Source organism: Citrobacter sp. MNAZ 1397, assembly GCF_023613995.1.
Taxonomy (GTDB): Bacteria; Pseudomonadota; Gammaproteobacteria; order Enterobacterales; family Enterobacteriaceae; genus Phytobacter; species Phytobacter ursingii.
Genome location: NZ_JAKIVH010000007.1, coordinates 103,612 through 120,643, shown reverse-complemented (window position 1 = coordinate 120,643; position 17,032 = coordinate 103,612). Strand labels below are relative to the sequence as shown.

Here is a 17,032-nt window from a genome sequence, read left to right as displayed (position 1 = left end):
TCCGGGCACCACTTATTCAGAGAACCCAGCCTATGGCTGGGTTTTTGCTTTTCTGCAACCGGACTCTCCATCGAACTCCGTTCGATTATTCGCCGCAAGCGGCTCACCCCTCCGGGGCCAGCGCGACAAGCGCGCTGTTCAACGCCTTCGGCGTTAGTCCGAGTCCGGGCACCACTTATTCAGAGAACCCAGCCTATGGCTGGGTTTTTGCTTTTCTGCAACCGGACTCTGCATCGAATACCGTTCGATTATTCGCCGCAAGCGGCTCACCCCTTCGGGGCCTGCCTCGCTCAATAGCCCGGCAGGCCTTTTTATCCCGTACTTACGTCTGGTAACGAATCTCCCCCCATCAGGCTGGAGCTCCCCCTGAGCAGCACCTATACTGCGGTCATGCTTTAACCATCCCTCTAAAGCTTATGACAACCCAAACGCTTACCCGTCAATGGCGTCTGCCTGGCGCCATCGTGGCAGTAATATTGTTGCTGGCCGCAGCCTTCGCTCTGCATACGCACTGGAACGCCTTTATCCAGTGGTGTCTGGCAACCCAGATTACGCTGCACCGCTATCTGGTGATGTACCTGCTGCAACTGAATAACCATCAGTATGCCGGGGGGCTATGGCTACTGACCGGTTCGTTCTTCTATGGCGTGTTACATGCGGTTGGGCCGGGTCACGGAAAATTTATCGTCACAACCTACCTAACTACCAACCAGGAGAGCCAAACCGCCGCCCGCGTCATCCCTTTTCTTGGCAGTCTGATGCAGGGTGTGAGTGCGATTCTTTTTGTCTTTATCCTCGCAGTGGGTTTTAACCTCGCCTCCGGCGATCTCAGTGAAAGTCGTTGGTACGTCGAGAAAATCAGCGCAATTATGGTTGGCGGGTTTGGCATCTGGCTAATCTTCAAGGCGATAAAAACCCTCAAACCACAGAAAATGAACATCACTGCCATGAGGCCGTTGCCTCATACGCATTATGACGAATGCGGCTGCGGGAATCACGGGGTGGGAATCAATATGTCGGGCGACTGGAAAACCCGGCTGGGCGTCATACTTGCCATTGGCGCACGCCCCTGTAGCGGCGCAATCATGATTTTGCTCTTTTCAAACGCGCTGGGCATTGTGAGCTGGGGGATTGCGGCAGTCATGACGATGGCATTTGGCACCGCTATGTCGATTATGGGTCTGTCACTGGCAGTGCGCTATGCCCGTAACCGTACTGCCGCCTTTTTCGGTCAGGAGGGCGGCAGCATGCCATGGCTGATACCGATGCTCAACATCGTCGGCGGCCTGGCGCTGATTCTGTTTGCCGTGGTGTTATTCTTAACCGTTGTTCCGGTAAGCCCTGGCGGTGATTATATTGCGGCGGGCTGCTGATAAAAAAGCCCGGTACATGACCGGGCTGTATCGGTTACTCGTTAATCCGTGGGTGCTGATCGACGAGGCGTGAGCGCTTCGCCTGTAGTTCAGCAATTTCCGCGTCGATATCTTCGATTTTCTGTTCAATATTATCGTGATGCTCGCGCAGAATTTCTTTCGCCTCCTGGATATCGGATGCCGCAGGCGTCGCCCCTTTTAATGGGCGGTTCGCCGTCTCCTTCATCGTAAGGCCCGTAACGAGGCCAATCACTGCAACAACCATCAGATAATACGCTGGCATCATCAGGTTCTGCGTGCTTTCAACCAACCAGGCGGCCAGCGTCGGGGTCAGGCCAGCAACCAGTACCGAAATGTTAAAGGCGCTCGCCAGTGCGCTATAACGAATATGGGTCGGGAACATTGCCGGCAATGTCGATGCCATCACGCCAATGAAGCAGTTGAGGATCACGGCCAGCATCAGCAACCCCGCGAAAATCAGCCCCGTCACGTTGCTGTTAATCAAGATAAACGCCGGGATGGACAGCGCAAACAGCGCCACGCTCCCCAGAATAATAAACGGACGGCGGCCAAAACGGTCGCTGAGTAAGCCCATGACAGGCTGCACAAACAGCATACCGACCATAATCGCGATAATAATCAGCACGCCGTGGTCTTCTGAATAATTCAGATTATGCGACAGATAGCTCGGCATGTACGTCAGCAACATGTAATAGGTCACGTTGGTCGCAATGACCATACCGATACAGATCAGCAAACTGCGCCAGTGCTTTGTCGCAATCTCTTTAAAAGAGACTTTCGGGCCGTTTTGTAGCCCTTCGCGATCGCCCTGCTCCAGTTTATCCACATGCTGTTGAAACGCAGGGGTCTCTTCGAGCGCATGACGAAGATAAAGGCCAATAATCCCCAGAGGCAACGCGAGGAAGAAGGGAATACGCCAGCCCCAACTGAGGAAGTTCTCTTCACCAACGACCGTAGATATCAGCACGACAACGCCCGCACCGATAACAAAGCCCGCTATAGAACCAAAATCAAGCCAACTGCCCAGAAAACCGCGCCGACGGTCCGGGGAGTATTCCGCCACGAAAATCGATGCGCCGGTGTATTCCCCGCCCACAGAGAACCCTTGTGCCATTTTACACAGCAACAGCAGAACAGGTGCCCAAATACCGATGGTGGCATACGAAGGAATAAGCCCGATACAGAATGTACTGACGGACATAATCACAATGGTGATGGCGAGGATTTTCTGCCGGCCATATTTATCGCCCAGCATCCCGAAAAACAGACCACCCAACGGGCGAATAAGGAACGGGACGGAGAAGGTTGCCAGTGCGGCAATCATTTGCACACTGGGGTTGGCTTCCGGGAAAAACACTTTACCCAGCGCGTAAGCCACGAAGCCATATACGCCAAAATCAAACCATTCCATCGCGTTACCGAGTGAAGCGGCAGTTATCGCTTTTCGCAACTTCCCGTCATCAATGATGGTTACATCGCGAAGTGTAATAGGTTTAACTTTCTTCCTTTTTAACATGATGTCCTCTTTTGACTTTCGCCCTGAACCGCGCAATGGATAGCCATAGCAGGATTGCGCGTATTAAGCCGTGCATGCCGACTTACCTTGTTCAAGCGTAGCAGGTTTACTTACACTGGCTGGTTACAGCCTGTACAACCGAACCTGTTGACGCCTGGCAGAGCATTGTTTAACCGCCTTTTACCCTAACAGGGTTTAAAAACGTGATCAACTTCACACAAAATTACCCTGTGATGACAAACACAATTTTAGCAATCCACCTCACTTTCCTTCGAAACTGCGTTTTACTTAACGAGAAAATGTGTTTTTAACTTATAAAATGTCCCAGAGCATTATTCATAAAAATGCGCCATAACCCCCGTGATTATTATTCTGCTAGCTGTATTGGACTGCCTTTCATAAGAAAGTTCGTAACGCAAAGTTATTTAATTGTTCACATATAAATCTTTACACGGAATATGTGATGAAGATAACTAAAACACTGTTTTATTTTCATTGAATCAATATTCCAATGATCGCATCATACGCCCAGACACAAACCAGAGAATGATAACGACGGTGCTTCCCGTGAAGGATTAACGGCGCCAGGTATTAAATAAAGTCAAACCAGGAAGGTTTAACTCATTGAATATCAAGTTTTTAGTTTCTCGGTCATGGTACATGATGAGATATGAGGATTTATAATGAAAATCAAAGCCACCATTGAACGCATCCCCGGTGGGATGATGTTAATACCTTTGCTGCTTGGGGCAATTTTAAATACGCTGGCTCCTAATACAGGCGCGTATTTCGGTTCTTTTACCAAAGGCATGATCACAGGTACGGTACCTGTTCTCGCCGTTTGGTTCTTCTGTATCGGCGCGTCAATTGATTTACGCGCGACCGGCACGGTCTTACGTAAATCCGGCACGCTGGTACTGACAAAAATCGCCGTTGCCTGGGTTGTGGCGATGATCGCCGCCACGTTTATTCCGGAAGGCGGTATTCAGACCGGTTTCTTCGCTGGCATCTCTGTACTGGCTATCGTTTCGGCGATGGATATGACCAACGGTGGCCTGTATGCCAGCCTGATGAACCAGTACGGCACGAAAGAAGAATCCGGCGCATTCGTGCTGATGTCGCTGGAATCCGGCCCACTGATGACCATGGTCATTCTGGGATCCGCAGGCCTGGCATCCTTCGAACCGCATCACTTTATCGGGGCGGTGCTGCCGTTCCTGATTGGCTTTGCGCTGGGCAACCTCGACCACGACCTGCGTGCATTCTTTAGTAAAGCCACACCGGTACTGATCCCGTTCTTCGGCTTCGCGCTGGGTAATACCATTAACCTGAAAGTCATTCTCGACACCGGTCTGCTGGGTATCGTATTGGGTATCGCGGTTATCATCATCACAGGTATTCCGCTGATTATTGCTGACAAAGTCATTGGTGGTGGTAATGGTACGGCGGGTGTCGCCGCCTCTTCTGCGGCAGGCGCTGCGGTAGCAAACCCGGTGATCATCGCCCAGATTAACCCGGCGTTTGAACCGGTAGCCGCCTCCGCAACGGCGCTGGTGGCAGCGAGCGTCATTGTGACGGCGATTCTGGTGCCCATCATCACCGCGCTCTACGCCAGACGCTTTGGCGAGGTTCCAGAAACGATAAAAGCGGCAGACAAACCCGCCGCCTCGCTCAATCATTAAAAAAAGCCCCCGACGATATACGCCGGGGGCCGCTTTTTAACCTGTTTGTAGCTATGTCCTGCAATTAGCCATCAACATTGGTTATCAACATTGGTTAATTGCAGGGCACATCTTTTTACTCACCGAAAATCTCATCCACCATGGCGCTGGCTAAGCGCGACGCCGAACACAGCCTGGGCATACCTAACGCTACCGTCTGCCAGCTTTGGGTCACCGACCAGCAAATGGGGTGGCGCTCCGCATCGCACCAGTCGCCAAGCCAGCCCAGCAGATCTTTATAATCCATCAGGCCCGGTGTCGCGGGCGTTGTCAGCCACTGGTGATAAAAATGCCGTGTGGCTGGCGCAGCATTGATACCCTGCGCCAGAAAATCAGAAGCCATCGTACGCAGGTTATCTTTGAGCATAGAAGCCACCTCGCTGCTCGCCAGACGGCAGGCGTCGCCAAAAGCGCCCCAGCGCAACTCTTCCAGCGCAACATAGCAGCGGCCCGCCATCGACCAGCCGTTGTAATTCCCGGCCCGCCAGCGAGTAAAAATTTGTTCGCTGTGATTTCCCGCCTGGACCGTTAAACCACGCTGACCGAGCGCCTTCTCTTTCCAGTTCGCTCGTTGGCTAAAATGCTCAATTAATTCATCATATTGCTGCTGATTACCAGGCGTGCTGGTCGCAGGACGGCGCTGCTCAGCCTGTTGCAGTGCGACCAGGCGCTGGGTGATGCGCGTGAGCGCAAGATGGCCGGGATCGAGCATGCTGGCCAGCTTTTCCGCCAGCCCCAGACGTAACGAGTCATTCTCATTTAATACGCCGGACATGGCCCACGGACGCAGTTGGGTTTGCGCCATCACTTCCTGGGTCAGTCTTTCACGAAACAACTGCTGTTGGGGCACAATCTGACTCTGGCGAGGCGCATCAGCACCCTGCACTAAATCCACAATGAACTTCGGATGAATGCACTCAAGCGTTCGCCCAGGCCCTTCCAGTAGTCGATTTTTCATAATTACTCTGCTGCGAATAGTGTTTGTATATCATCGCGTAAAAGACGTGCATCTTCTTGAATCCAGTTAGCAGTCTTGATGCAGTGTTTCAGGTGCTGACGCAATGCTAACACTGATGATTCGTTTTGCTGACGAATCGCGAGACTGTCACGCAAACTATCTTGTAGCCCTGCCAGACTGAGTGAGAACTCGGCAAAGAACGTCGCCATACCCGCCGTAACAGAAACATCGACCTGAGCAGCCAAAGCTTTACGAATTTGTTCACAAAAATTAGCAACATGCTGGACAAGCTTGTTATGCAATGACGCCACATCAATGACATAGCGTGTACGGGTCACCACATAATCATCCCAACCCCAGCTCGGATTATTTAGCCAGCGCGAAACCGTTTCACGTACGCTTCCGCTACGTGGCGCCTGCCCTGCCGGGGTATCTTCCGGCGCGATCGCATTGGTAAAAAGCTGGCGAGTATTAAAGTTGAGTGCGCTTGCCTGGAATGCCGGGAAACTGATACGAGCCCGGAAACCAGCGTGGCTGAGCTCTTCTTTAATGCGCATCTCAATCGGGCGCATCGCATCATTGAGTGAGCGGGCCAGGGTATTTTCCAGTTGGTCAAAACGCATCGCCAGTTCGCGACTGATCTTCTCCTGCGCGGTGACAAAAATCGCTTCGCAGGAGGAGCGCATTTTACTCAGGACAATCTGCGCCTGCCCTTCATCTTCCAGCACCAGTTGGCCTGGCGAAAATCCCGAATCAAGACGCAGGTCGGCCTGACTTTCGCTGGCCATTTCCATCATCCTGCCATCGCTAAACCAGGCGTTAATGACTTCAATAATTTCCAGTTGCTGGCCATGAATGAACACGTCCGCCGCCGCCAGCGCTTCATCCACCTCATGATCAATCTCATCGCTGACGCGCTCCTGACAATTTTTCAGTAGCGTCATATCTTCTTCAAGGCGTGTGATATTGTGCTCAAGGTTCTCAAACGCAACTGTCAGCCCCTGGTAGCGGAAGTCAAGATATTCCCGGGCGCTCTGGGCGTAATTAAGCAGCTTATGCGACGCCGAACGCAGCGCATACAGCGACGCGTTGGCGTGTGCGGCATGCAGCAACTTGCGAATCGGTTGCTCAAACAGCGAGTCTTCCCACAGCAGGTCGGCGGCGTGATGAATATGCTCAACGTCATCCAGGTCGGCCATTCTCCAGCGTCTGCCCAGCGCCGCTTCGGCAAAATCCTGCACCCAGCGCTGTTCTTCCGGGTCGGGTAATTTCCCCTGCTGTTTGATTTCATGGCGGGCGCGGTTAGCCAGATAGCCCCACATCGAAGAGACGGGAAAAATCTGCGTCGGGTTGATATACCCTTTCATTAACGTCCCGGCGATCAGCGCCCGTACCTGTTCTTCGTCATCGCTATTACGGTCTTTTTGATCGAACTTATTCACCAGCGCATACAGCGGAACAGAGCGCCCAACAGCGGAAATGGCGTGGCGTACCTCTTCATCAGAGATCGACTTAAGCTGGGTGTAATCCATCACCGCCAGTACCGCAGACGCGCGCGCCAGTTGCTCATTAAGCATTTTGTGCAGATGCGGCTGTCCCGCTTCGTTTGGCCCTGGGGTATCAAGCAGCGTCAATTGCCCCAGGTCGTTTTCAAGACCCGCCAGGTGAACAAATTCCACTTCAATAACCGGGATATTCTCTATAGAGGCATAAGCCGAGAAGGGAAAATCAACATCCAGCGCTCTGGACAGACGCACCAGGTCGTTAAGGCTCTTTAAACAATGAAAAATGGGCTGTGCGCCCAGATAATGTTTGTCGAATGCATCTCCTTTAGCGATGCGTTCGAGCAGGGCGCTCATGTCCTTATCGATTTCGAGCTTTTGCGCCAGCTTTTCACGGTCATAGGTATAAAGCCGCGTCTGGAGTTGCTGGGTCAACGTATCGATTGGCCCGACATGGGCGAAATGAAGTACAGGCTCTTTCTGGCCCGGTGTGTGGCGAATCAGTGTCGGTAGCGCCGTCATAGGGCGGTTGCGATTAGGCAAAACCTCAGTACCCACAATCGCGTTGATTGTGGTCGACTTACCTGCTTTCATCGTCCCGACAATCGCAAGTACCATCTCCAGTCGGGTGATTTTCCGTAATTCGTTGTGCAGAGTGGCTTGCTGCGTCTCAATGCCGCGAGCGCTAAAATGTAATGGCAGTACATTTGCGTTATCTGCTTTGCTGGAAGCCGCCTCATTAAGCGTTGCAATCGGCAGGGATTTGAGCGCCTGCAGATTATGCAAGGAGAGTTGTAACAACCTCTCTGCTTCCTGGCTTAATTCGAAAATTGTCTGTGTGTGCATGATAAAAGTCTTTCCTTAACGCAAATTTCTTACTTTTATTAAGCCGCGATGTTTTTATTTGTGAAGTTTCGGCTTTTATAATTACGTGTGGAAAATATCTTATAGAAGATAAATGCCTGATGGGAATCAGGAAAAATGTAATTTCTCGGTAGAGAATGACAGAGCGCGCCGTCCCGGACATAAAAAGCCCGAGAGATAGAGAGCGTAGCTCATTTTCAAGAACGACCAGGATATATCGTCATTTATTTACCCCCCCAATTTGCGAGGTAATTAACTGTCTTCGTCAGAAGACGCTGCTGACATGACTGTTTGCTAATTATTCACACCGGTTGCGTCACCTCACCTTATCTGAATTGGCAATGGGTAGCAATTTCCCGAGGAAAATATTCTAAATATCATACATAAGCTTTTTTCTCTCATCACCTGAGCTTAGCATCGCCTAAGGTAATGACAGGTTATGTCACCTGCATCACCTTTTTTATCTTTTTCTGAAAAAAAGAATAGCAACAGTAATTATACGGACTTGATGTATAATCGCGGACTTTTCTGGCATAAACCGCCTTTTTCGCTGGCCTGTTTCCAGCATCATATGTACTTTTTCGAGGATAACCCATGCAACTGCCAAACTGCCCGAAATGCAATTCTGAATACGCTTATGAAGATAATGGCATGTTCATCTGCCCGGAATGCGCCCATGAATGGAATGACAACGAAGCAGCTGCCGAAAGCGACGAATTGATTGTCAAAGATGCCAACGGCAATTTACTGGCCGACGGCGACAGCGTCACTGTCATTAAAGATCTGAAAGTAAAAGGAAGTTCTTCCATGCTGAAAATCGGCACGAAAGTGAAGAATATCCGTCTGGTCGAAGGCGATCATAACATTGACTGCAAAATCGACGGATTTGGCCCAATGAAGTTGAAATCCGAGTTTGTTAAAAAGAACTGATTGTCGTTCTACACGCCTGCGGATTAGAACTCATCTTCCAGTCGGCGCTCCTCGTCATCCAGTTGACGACGCTCCTGATCGAGCTGACGCTGCCGGTCATCGAGCTGGCGGCGTCGGTCTTCAAGCTGTCTGCGCCGGTCTTCATAGCGTCTGCTCTGCTCGTCACTACGGCGGCGATCGTCATCATACTGCCGATCATCGTCGTTACGGCTATCGCTGGGGTGATAGGCATCATTGATGGCCCGCTGAATATTGCCGATGGCATCATCGACAATATCAGCACGGGCAATATGGCTGGTAAGAGAGAGTGCGCTGATAAACAGCAAGATTGCGTAACGTTTCATAAAGCCAGTCTCAATAGTGGGCTGGCTTTACGTTAATCAAGCGCCATTCTCACGAGTAGCGGAGGAATCTCAAACTACGTCGGTTAGCCGCTTACAAACCATAGCGGTCAATGATCTGCCGATGGCGCTGTTCATCCAGCCCACCTTTAGCGGCGACGCTAAGCCAGTGCACCGGATGCGGCCAGTCACGCGTAAGCGTGAGCAACATACTGTCCACTTCCTGCGGCAGCATCGATAACGGCGTAGCCAGATTAAAATACACGCCTGGCAGCGGATGCTCAGGATGTTCGCGATCGGTTATTTCATAATCCGCTTCGCTGCTCACCCACACTTGCCCACCAAATTCGCGCACTTTTTTCTCAAACTGATCAAACATCTCCTCGCCCGGATAAACGCCATCTACAAACCATGATGGGGCATAGCTGCCTTCTTCAATGATTTCGACAACGTCATAGAGACCGATAAAATATTCCCGCTCGGCTTCATCTTCCGGAGGGGTATTGAGCAGTTCGACATCAAAGACCACGCTGTCGCCTAAATGCTGCTGCGCTTTCGGCCAGGCTGGCTGGAAGACTCTGGCCGTGGCAGGCCCGGTACGCTGAGCAAGGTAGTAAACATAGTCGTGCTCTTCCCTGAAACGTAGCCGCACAGCTCCCCAGTTTTCTTCAATGGGGCCGTCTTCGCTTTCGAATTTCATTCCCAGCTTCGTTCCGGCCTCACGCACCAGCGCCCACTCCTCCTGAATACTCGCCGCCGTGATCAGATCCCACAGCACATTGTTAGTCTCTTGTTCCTGCGCCTCAAGCATCGCAATAGCACGCTGAAGACGTGGGATAGCCCGCTCGCTGGCGCGCAGTTTCATTGCCGCACGGCTCGCCATCAACAACGGAGCAATCTTACTGCTACCTTCTGGCGTATTGAGCATCGACTCACTCAGGGTTTCCAGCGCCGCCCAATCCTCATTACCAAAGGCGACCTGCATTTCGAACCAGTACGCGACGTGGGGGAGCGTCTCGCGATAGTCCTTAGCGAGGGCTAATATCTCATCGAACCGCCGCGTACGTAGCAACACGCCCAGCAACTCGAACAGCAGAGGGGACTCACTCTGTGGATGGCGTAACCGCCAGGTTTGCAACAGCGCGATGGCTTCATCAGCGGCATGGCAAGCCTCCAGTGCGGATGACGCCAGCGCAACCAGTTGTTCATTATCAGGCAACTGCATGGCCGCCAGTTTCAGCCATTCCGCCTCTTGTTCAGGGTCACGCCCCTCGTTTTGTTTACTGCGCTCTTCAAGCCACTCATACAGCTCCTCAGCAGGAACCGGGAGCAGCACGTCTTGTTCTTTGCCGGCAATGTCGCGTTCAAGTTCCGCCAGAGCGCGATCGGCGCCCATTTGTTTACGTAAACGCGGCAAACAAGCTTTTGCCTGCCCTAACGCCCGGCGGGCAATCCAGGTCGCGTTGCGCGCCAGCGCCAGACGAATATGCACTATCGCGGTATCTATTGCTGCCCGCCAGGCCTGTCGGGCGATACGCTGCTCCAGGATTTGCTGTAACGACACGCCCGTCTGCCAGTTGTTATAAGACGCATCATGGCGGCAAAGCTGGTCAATAATCCTCACCCAACGGACGACGCCGCGTGTTTGCAGTTGCTTCCAGTGGATCAGACTGTTGCAGGCGTCATCCAGCCGTCCCATACAGGCATAGGCTTCCGCGCGGATCATCGTGCGCGTAAGCCGTATCTGTTCGGCGCAGCCTTCCAGTTCCTCAGGCGCGCAGAGGGGTTCAATCACCGCCAGCGCGTCTTCATAACGCCCTAAGTAAATCAATGCTTCGGCTTCGTTTTCCAGCAGGCCAGTGACATCAGGCTCCCCTGCATCACGCACTTTTTTTATCTGCCCCCGAATGTAATCCAGCGCCTGCTGCGTTTCGCCTTTATCGACCATGGCGCAGAATTGCTCGTCCGATAAACACTGGAAGCAGCTCCATAACGGCGTAATACGTTCCATTGTTTCCTGACACACGGCAATACGTTCATCCGCCCAGCCCGGGCCGTCGATATTGCCGTAGCAATCGCTGAGATCCTGAGTAACACAAACGGATTGGGGGCACGCAATAGCATCCGGTTGATGGGCCCGTTCAAAGAAAGTCACCGCATCACCCAGCGCTGTCTCACCTTCTCCCATGCCCAGTCGATGGCGCATCTCCCAATGGCCAATGAACACCTCAAGCCAGGGATTCCCCGCTGTCTTCTTAAATGATCGCGCCTCCGGCAGTAACGCTTCGCTCACATCAGGCTTAACGTCACAAATGGCGTTAATTAATTTATTCAAATGATCGGTAATATAGGGTTGGCCTGCAGCATGAAGATCCCTTTCATATTGGTTGTACCATTGCCATATATCCATTTTATTATTCCCCTTTATGTGCAAGAAATTGAGTCATTATTATCTGGTTAATATTATCCAGCGCCTGATGAAAATCATTGGGTCCCGAACGTTGCAGCTGAAAAGATAAAATGACCTTCAGGCTTTTCAATAACTGACAGGCAACATCAGTGTGCTTCCCGTTTTGCCAGGAAGCAGAAAGCGCCTTAATGGCCGGATTATTAAAATTAATATAGAGCTGTTTATCGGACTGCTCGCTGATCCGTTGAGTAAACTGCCGTGCCAGCATCAGTGCCGCAGTGCTCATTCGTCGATCGGCATCATCTTGTTCCAGTCGCTGTTTCAATTCGACTTCGCGATTCGGCACCACCACAAAAGGGAGCACCGCGGGCTCAAAGCGTGAAATAACACACTCTTCATCGTCAGCCAGTTGCTCGCGCCACCACTGTTCTTCTTGCTGACTAATTTCATGACAGGAGAACAATGATTGATTACCGCCCGAGGTGCCAATTTCAATCAATCGCGCTGAATAGAGCGTTGCCCAACGGCGAAGAAACGGTATAACGGCATAGCGATGCCCCAGCGCAACGGGGCGCCCGGAAAGACGAAATAACATCTCCTCGAAGGAGCTCTCTTCTCCCGGCATCACCAGTAGCGTATTTTGCTGGCGCAGATGGCTGACCGGAATCTCCCCTTTTGAGGTCGGGATGAGCAGATCATCTTTGAGCAGATCAAACAACCTTTCATCGCAAATCGCTGCGCCTAACAAGGCTTCATTATGACGCAGCAGCACACGCCGCCAGATAGCCGGCTGATTTTTTGCCAGCTCGCCCAGACCTTTAATTAACCCCTCGGCTAACGCATGCTGTGTGGCGAAATAGGCGTCATCACGCTGTAAATCTTCCCGATTCGCCGTAGGCGTCAGGATGTTGGACTCTACGACACCGCCTACAAAACCAGCCCACAGCGGCAACAGATCGTGCGCCTGATCGTCGAGCAGCATGCCGCGCAAAAAGAGCGACAGATTGCGGTTATCGCTGGTGCCGTAGGTCGCGCCATCCTGAATCCAGAGAATGCCGACCACATCGCTTTTGCCAGAAGGGGTGATATCAATGGTGCAAATAGGGGTAAAAGTACGTTCAAAACGGCTGGCAAACTCAATATTCTGCTTCTGCCGAAGCCCGGGATGGAGGACGACCGGCGAGTCGTGGTCCCGGCGCCAGGGGGGTGAAAGATGGTTGACCGCCGTTTCCGATTGACCCACAAACAGCGGTTCACGCATTAACACGCAATAGCGGCCAAGCAACGTTTCCAGCAACGGATTATCCGCAAGATAGCTGAACTCGTCTTTAAGGCTGAGGGTGACCGTAAAGCCTGGCTCCCTGGGGAAGGCAGATTCGATTCGGTACGTTTCCCCGTTATCTGAACGATAAACCCACCCTTCCTGAGGCGTTTTCCAGGAGGTGGTATGGACAGTAACCTGCCGTGCCAGCACGAATGACGATAAGAAACCCAGGCCGAACATACCAATGAGACCGGTGTCATCATCCTCCTGACGCAATTGCCGCGTATAGCCTATTCCGACCGTTGCCAGGAATTCATGGATTTCCTGTTTTGTCAGACCCGCGCCCGAGTCAGAAATCGTAATCGTTTTATTCTGCGGGTTTCCGGTCACCCGAATTTCAGGCGTGAAGGCAGAAGTAACGTCCTCCAGCCTGCGCCGGACTATCGCATCATGCGCATTTTGCACCAGCTCACGTAACGCGACGATGGGCGTGGAGTAAAGGTGTTTACTTAACACCTGCATAAGGCCATGCAGGTTTACCGCGGTATCATGCTGCTCAATAGCGACGATCTTATTATCCATAATTTTTTCAGATCTCTGATTTTTCAATTACATTGCAGACAGATAAGTATAGGTGCAGCTACAAAAAATTCGCGACTCCATATTATTATTTTCGGTCAGGAAGAATAAGCAGATAAAATCTTAAAGAATGTTGATTAATAGAATATGAATTATTACGGAAGATACTGTTCTTCCTGTAACGTGACGCAACATATATCAATGAGATGACAAGGTTATTAATTGCTGTCGCATACCATAACGAAATGGAATAGAATTTCGCTGTTCACTCTCTCCGTATTATCGCGGCTGCTGAACCCGATCAATCTGTGAGAGAAAATACAATGGAAAAACCCCATAGCCGGGACTGGCGCCTCGCCCAAAAGCGGCGCAAGAAATCCCGTGATGTTCACACCGCGCGTTTGCGTTTTCGTGGCGAAAAAAACTGGAAGATGCTGTACCTGCGTTCTGAAAAAGTCTCGCGGGCCGCACAACTGGGAATGGAGTATCCACGGATAACCCGTCGACAACGGACGAAGCGTGGCCTGGAAGAGTATCTGCTTGCCAATGAATGTCCTTTTCATTTGTAGCCGCAATCAATGGCGCAGCCCCACGGCGGAACAGGTGTTCCGCCGTTATGCCGGGCTTAATGTCCGCTCCGCAGGCACCAGCCGTAATGCCAAAAAACCGGTTTCTGCCGAATGGCTTCAGTGGGCGGATGTTATTTGCGTGATGGAACAGAAACATAAAAACCGGTTAATGGCCGACTTTCGCCGCATCATCGGCAACAAGCCGCTTCACGTTCTCGACATCCCTGATGACTACCGCTACATGGCGCCTGCATTGATCGCGCTGCTCGAAGAGATCGTTCCTCCGGTACTTGGCCTCGCCCCATAGTCTCAGTGTTCAGGGGTGCGTCAATGCCCGCAGCCGCTTTACGCCGCAATCCGTCGCAGCGCCTGCGCCAGTTGCACACGGGTAAAGGGTTTTCGCAGCAGTTCAACGTCCGGTAGCGCAGGATTATGTACCGGACGTAAATCCTGGCCGCTAATCAGTAACAGCGGCAAATGCGGATAGTGCTGACGGGCATAATTAATCACCTCTGCGCCGCTCATCTGCCCCGGCAGCATCAGGTCGCTGATCAGCATGCCAATATCCTCGGACGCAGCCAGCAACGCCAGCGCCTGTTCGCCGCACTCCGCCTCCAGCGTTAAGTACCCCAGCCCATGTAACTGTTCACAAAGGGTCTGTCGTACATCCGCCTCATCTTCCAGCACCAGGATTAATTTATCCGTACGGTCAGCTTCCTGTGCCGGTAACGGCTCAACCGGGCTCACGGCCTGCACCGACGCGCGTGGAAGTTGTAAACGCACTGTGGTTCCCTGCCCTGGCGCGCTATCAATAGCCACTCGCCCACCGGACTGGCGCACAAAGCCGTATACCATCGACAGCCCCAGGCCGCTGCCGCTGCCGGTCTGCTTGGTGGTGAAGAATGGCTCGAAAACGCGTGCCTTCACGTCTTGCGACATGCCGCAACCGCGATCGATCACTTCCAGCGCAACCATATCCTGCCTGCGTCCGTCGCTACGCGTGACGCGCTGATTCCAGGTACGGATCTTGATCGTTCCTTTCTGTCCTTCCATCGCATCCCGCGCATTCATCACCAGATTGATGATGGCATTTTCCAGTTGGCCAACGTCTATCCATGCAGGCCAGGCGGGTTGCTGAGCTTCAATTTCCAGCGTCAGCGTGGCAGGGAGAGAATGACGCATCAGTTCGCTTAAGTTTTCCAGCAGCGGCTGCATCTCCACGGCATGGGGGTGCAGAGATTGCTTGCGCGAGAAGGCCAGCAAACGCTGGGTCAGCATCGCTCCGCGCTCAGCCGCTTTTAGCGCGCGGGAGATACGCGGTGCATCCGGCGATTGCGGGTTCACCAGCTCAAGGCTCCCGATAATGACCGCCAGTAAGTTATTAAAATCATGCGCCAGCCCGCCCGTAAGCTGACCGACGGCTTTCATTTTCTGGCTGTGCAACAGCGCCTCTTCCAGCCCCTTGCGCTCGGTTCTGTCCAGCACGACGTTGACCATCCCGCGCCCAGGTACCGGGCTAAATCGCAGTTCAATGGTGCGGTTATCCGCCAGGCGAAGCTCCTGCGGTTTTGGCATCGGTCGCGCGAGGTTCTCCTGCACATGGTCCGGCAGCTCACTCACCTGACGCAGCAAGCCCTGATAGTGCTGACCACGTTGCAGCGCATCGGCAGAGAGGCCAAGCAACAGCGGGTACTGCGGGTTCCACACCACCAGACAGCCCTGGCTGTCAAACAGGGCAAAGCCGTCGCGCATGGCATGGAAGGTCGTTTCCAGTTGGGTGCTCTTCTCTTTGAGCAACTTTGAGGTGTGTTCCAGCGAGGCGGTATTGCGGGCAAAGACGTTAAAGGCCCGCGCCAGTTCGCCCAGTTCATCGCGCCGTTGCAGCGCCGGAACGGGAACATCCGGCTCACCGCGAGCCAGACGGGACATCGCCCGGGAGATCGCCGTTAAATTCGACCCCAGATTACGGTAGATATACCAGCCGGCAAACCCGGTAATCACCAGCGCCAGCAGAGCAAAGGCGCTGATAAAGATAATAATCGAGCGCATTTCACTGTGGCTTTGCGCGGTCCGCTGCTCAGAGGCCTGCGCAACCTGAGCAACGTACTGATTGATATCGGTATTCAGAATGGCGACCAGCGCTTTGATATGAAACATAAACCAGCTTATCGCCAGATCGCTGTCATCCAGTTGCGCCGCCAGAGGACCGAGCTTTGCCAGTTCATTGCTGAAATCCTGCAGGATACCGTTCACTACCGGGTTGTCGGTGCGGTCTGGCAACTGCGCGCGTATTTCCGTCAGTTGCTGTATCGTCGGGCGCGGCGAGGGAGTACGAATAGCGGCGGCAAGCAGCCGATCCATTTCGCCGAGTAAACGGGGATCGCCGATGGCGATGCCATCACGCAGGTTTATCTCCTGCAAATGGCGCAGATAACTTTGGTTCTGATACAGCGAACTGAGTAGCGCATTACGTTCAAGATGGCGACGTTGACCACGCTCCAGCATCTGCGTCACGCTCTGTTCGAGTTCATTGCTGCGCCAGGTAATGCGCTCCACCAGTTGCGGTTCCAGTTGGGCCAGCGGCGCACGGGCCAGTTGCTCCAACGATTTTTGCAGCGCCATCTGGGTCGCCTTAAGCCGTTCCGCTTCGCTTTTATATTCCAGCGCCCCCACGACCTGAGAAAGGCGCACTGCCGCCGTGGCGACATTCGCCGTATCACGCGCAAGGTTCATGCTGCCGGTCATGTCGTCCAGCGTCTGTTGCTGCACCTGTTCCTGGATTTGGCTGGCATGGCGAAACCCCAATACGGCAACGCCGCAAACCATCAGAGTCACGGTCATCACCAACAAATTGAAGAACAGTAACCGCCCGCGCGCGCTGGCGAAAAACGAGTTGTGCCGATAGGGCATAGCGGGCTCCGTTGTCAGTTTCTCCCCTCACCCTAACCCTCTCCCCAAAGGAGCGAGGGGACTGTTCGGTGCGG

General features: G+C 52.8%; 12 protein-coding genes. 5 read left to right on the top strand and 7 right to left on the bottom strand.

Features of this window, described 5'->3' with window-relative positions:
- The first annotated feature begins 416 nt into the window (after nucleotides 1–416).
- The gene (locus L2097_RS23525) at nucleotides 417–1,373 is read left to right on the top strand and encodes a nickel/cobalt transporter (RefSeq protein ID WP_047372132.1); all 957 of its coding nucleotides are present in this window, start codon (nucleotides 417–419) and stop codon (nucleotides 1,371–1,373) included.
- Between the two features lie 34 nt (nucleotides 1,374–1,407).
- Here the strand turns inward: L2097_RS23525 and proP are convergent, their stop codons facing one another.
- On the bottom strand, nucleotides 1,408–2,910 hold the full coding sequence (gene proP / locus L2097_RS23520) for a glycine betaine/L-proline transporter ProP (RefSeq protein WP_047372133.1): 1,503 nt from the start codon (nucleotides 2,908–2,910) through the stop codon (nucleotides 1,408–1,410).
- 683 nt (nucleotides 2,911–3,593) lie between these two features.
- On the opposite strand from proP, the gene kdgT reads away from it, so the two are divergent.
- On the top strand, nucleotides 3,594–4,592 hold the full coding sequence (gene kdgT / locus L2097_RS23515; RefSeq protein ID WP_250353777.1) for a 2-keto-3-deoxygluconate transporter: 999 nt from the start codon (nucleotides 3,594–3,596) through the stop codon (nucleotides 4,590–4,592).
- 115 nt (nucleotides 4,593–4,707) lie between these two features.
- Here kdgT and L2097_RS23510 read toward each other — a convergent pair whose 3' ends face one another.
- Both L2097_RS23510 and crfC read right to left on the bottom strand, forming a co-directional pair.
- Entirely contained in the window at nucleotides 4,708–5,589 is an 882-nt protein-coding gene (locus L2097_RS23510; RefSeq protein WP_085005867.1) for a diguanylate cyclase regulator RdcB family protein, read from the bottom strand.
- 2 nt (nucleotides 5,590–5,591) lie between these two features.
- Complete coding sequence (crfC, locus tag L2097_RS23505; protein WP_250353776.1) at nucleotides 5,592–7,937, bottom strand: clamp-binding protein CrfC; 2,346 nt, start codon at nucleotides 7,935–7,937, stop codon at nucleotides 5,592–5,594.
- A 612-nt stretch (nucleotides 7,938–8,549) separates the two neighbouring features.
- Between crfC and L2097_RS23500 the strand changes: the two genes are divergently transcribed.
- Nucleotides 8,550–8,885, top strand: coding sequence for a zinc ribbon domain-containing protein YjdM (locus tag L2097_RS23500; protein WP_039077861.1), 336 nt, complete (start codon nucleotides 8,550–8,552; stop codon nucleotides 8,883–8,885).
- A gap of 23 nt (nucleotides 8,886–8,908) precedes the next feature.
- Here L2097_RS23500 and yjdP read toward each other — a convergent pair whose 3' ends face one another.
- The 3 genes from yjdP to L2097_RS23485 all read right to left on the bottom strand — a co-directional run bounded on the left by yjdP (nucleotide 8,909) and on the right by L2097_RS23485 (nucleotide 13,482).
- Nucleotides 8,909–9,229 (bottom strand): DDRRRQL repeat protein YjdP, encoded by a 321-nt coding sequence (yjdP, locus tag L2097_RS23495; protein WP_047372137.1) that lies wholly within the window; start codon nucleotides 9,227–9,229, stop codon nucleotides 8,909–8,911.
- A gap of 91 nt (nucleotides 9,230–9,320) precedes the next feature.
- Nucleotides 9,321–11,636: an ATP-binding protein gene (locus L2097_RS23490; protein ID WP_250353775.1), complete on the bottom strand. Its 2,316-nt coding sequence runs from the start codon at nucleotides 11,634–11,636 to the stop codon at nucleotides 9,321–9,323.
- A gap of 4 nt (nucleotides 11,637–11,640) precedes the next feature.
- Complete coding sequence (locus L2097_RS23485; protein WP_085005870.1) at nucleotides 11,641–13,482, bottom strand: ATP-binding protein; 1,842 nt, start codon at nucleotides 13,480–13,482, stop codon at nucleotides 11,641–11,643.
- A gap of 320 nt (nucleotides 13,483–13,802) precedes the next feature.
- Between L2097_RS23485 and L2097_RS23480 the strand changes: the two genes are divergently transcribed.
- Entirely contained in the window at nucleotides 13,803–14,048 is a 246-nt protein-coding gene (locus L2097_RS23480; protein WP_250353774.1) for a hypothetical protein, read from the top strand.
- Nucleotides 14,026–14,355 carry a low molecular weight protein tyrosine phosphatase family protein gene (locus L2097_RS23475; protein ID WP_250353780.1) on the top strand — a complete coding sequence of 110 codons (330 nt, stop codon included), beginning with the start codon at nucleotides 14,026–14,028 and terminating at the stop codon, nucleotides 14,353–14,355. The genes L2097_RS23480 and L2097_RS23475 overlap by 23 nt, the downstream gene beginning before the upstream one ends.
- Before the next feature lie 38 nt (nucleotides 14,356–14,393).
- On the opposite strand, the gene L2097_RS23470 is transcribed toward L2097_RS23475, so the two are convergent.
- Entirely contained in the window at nucleotides 14,394–16,958 is a 2,565-nt protein-coding gene (locus tag L2097_RS23470) for an ATP-binding protein (RefSeq protein WP_250353773.1), read from the bottom strand.
- Nucleotides 16,959–17,032: the final 74 nt, after the last annotated feature.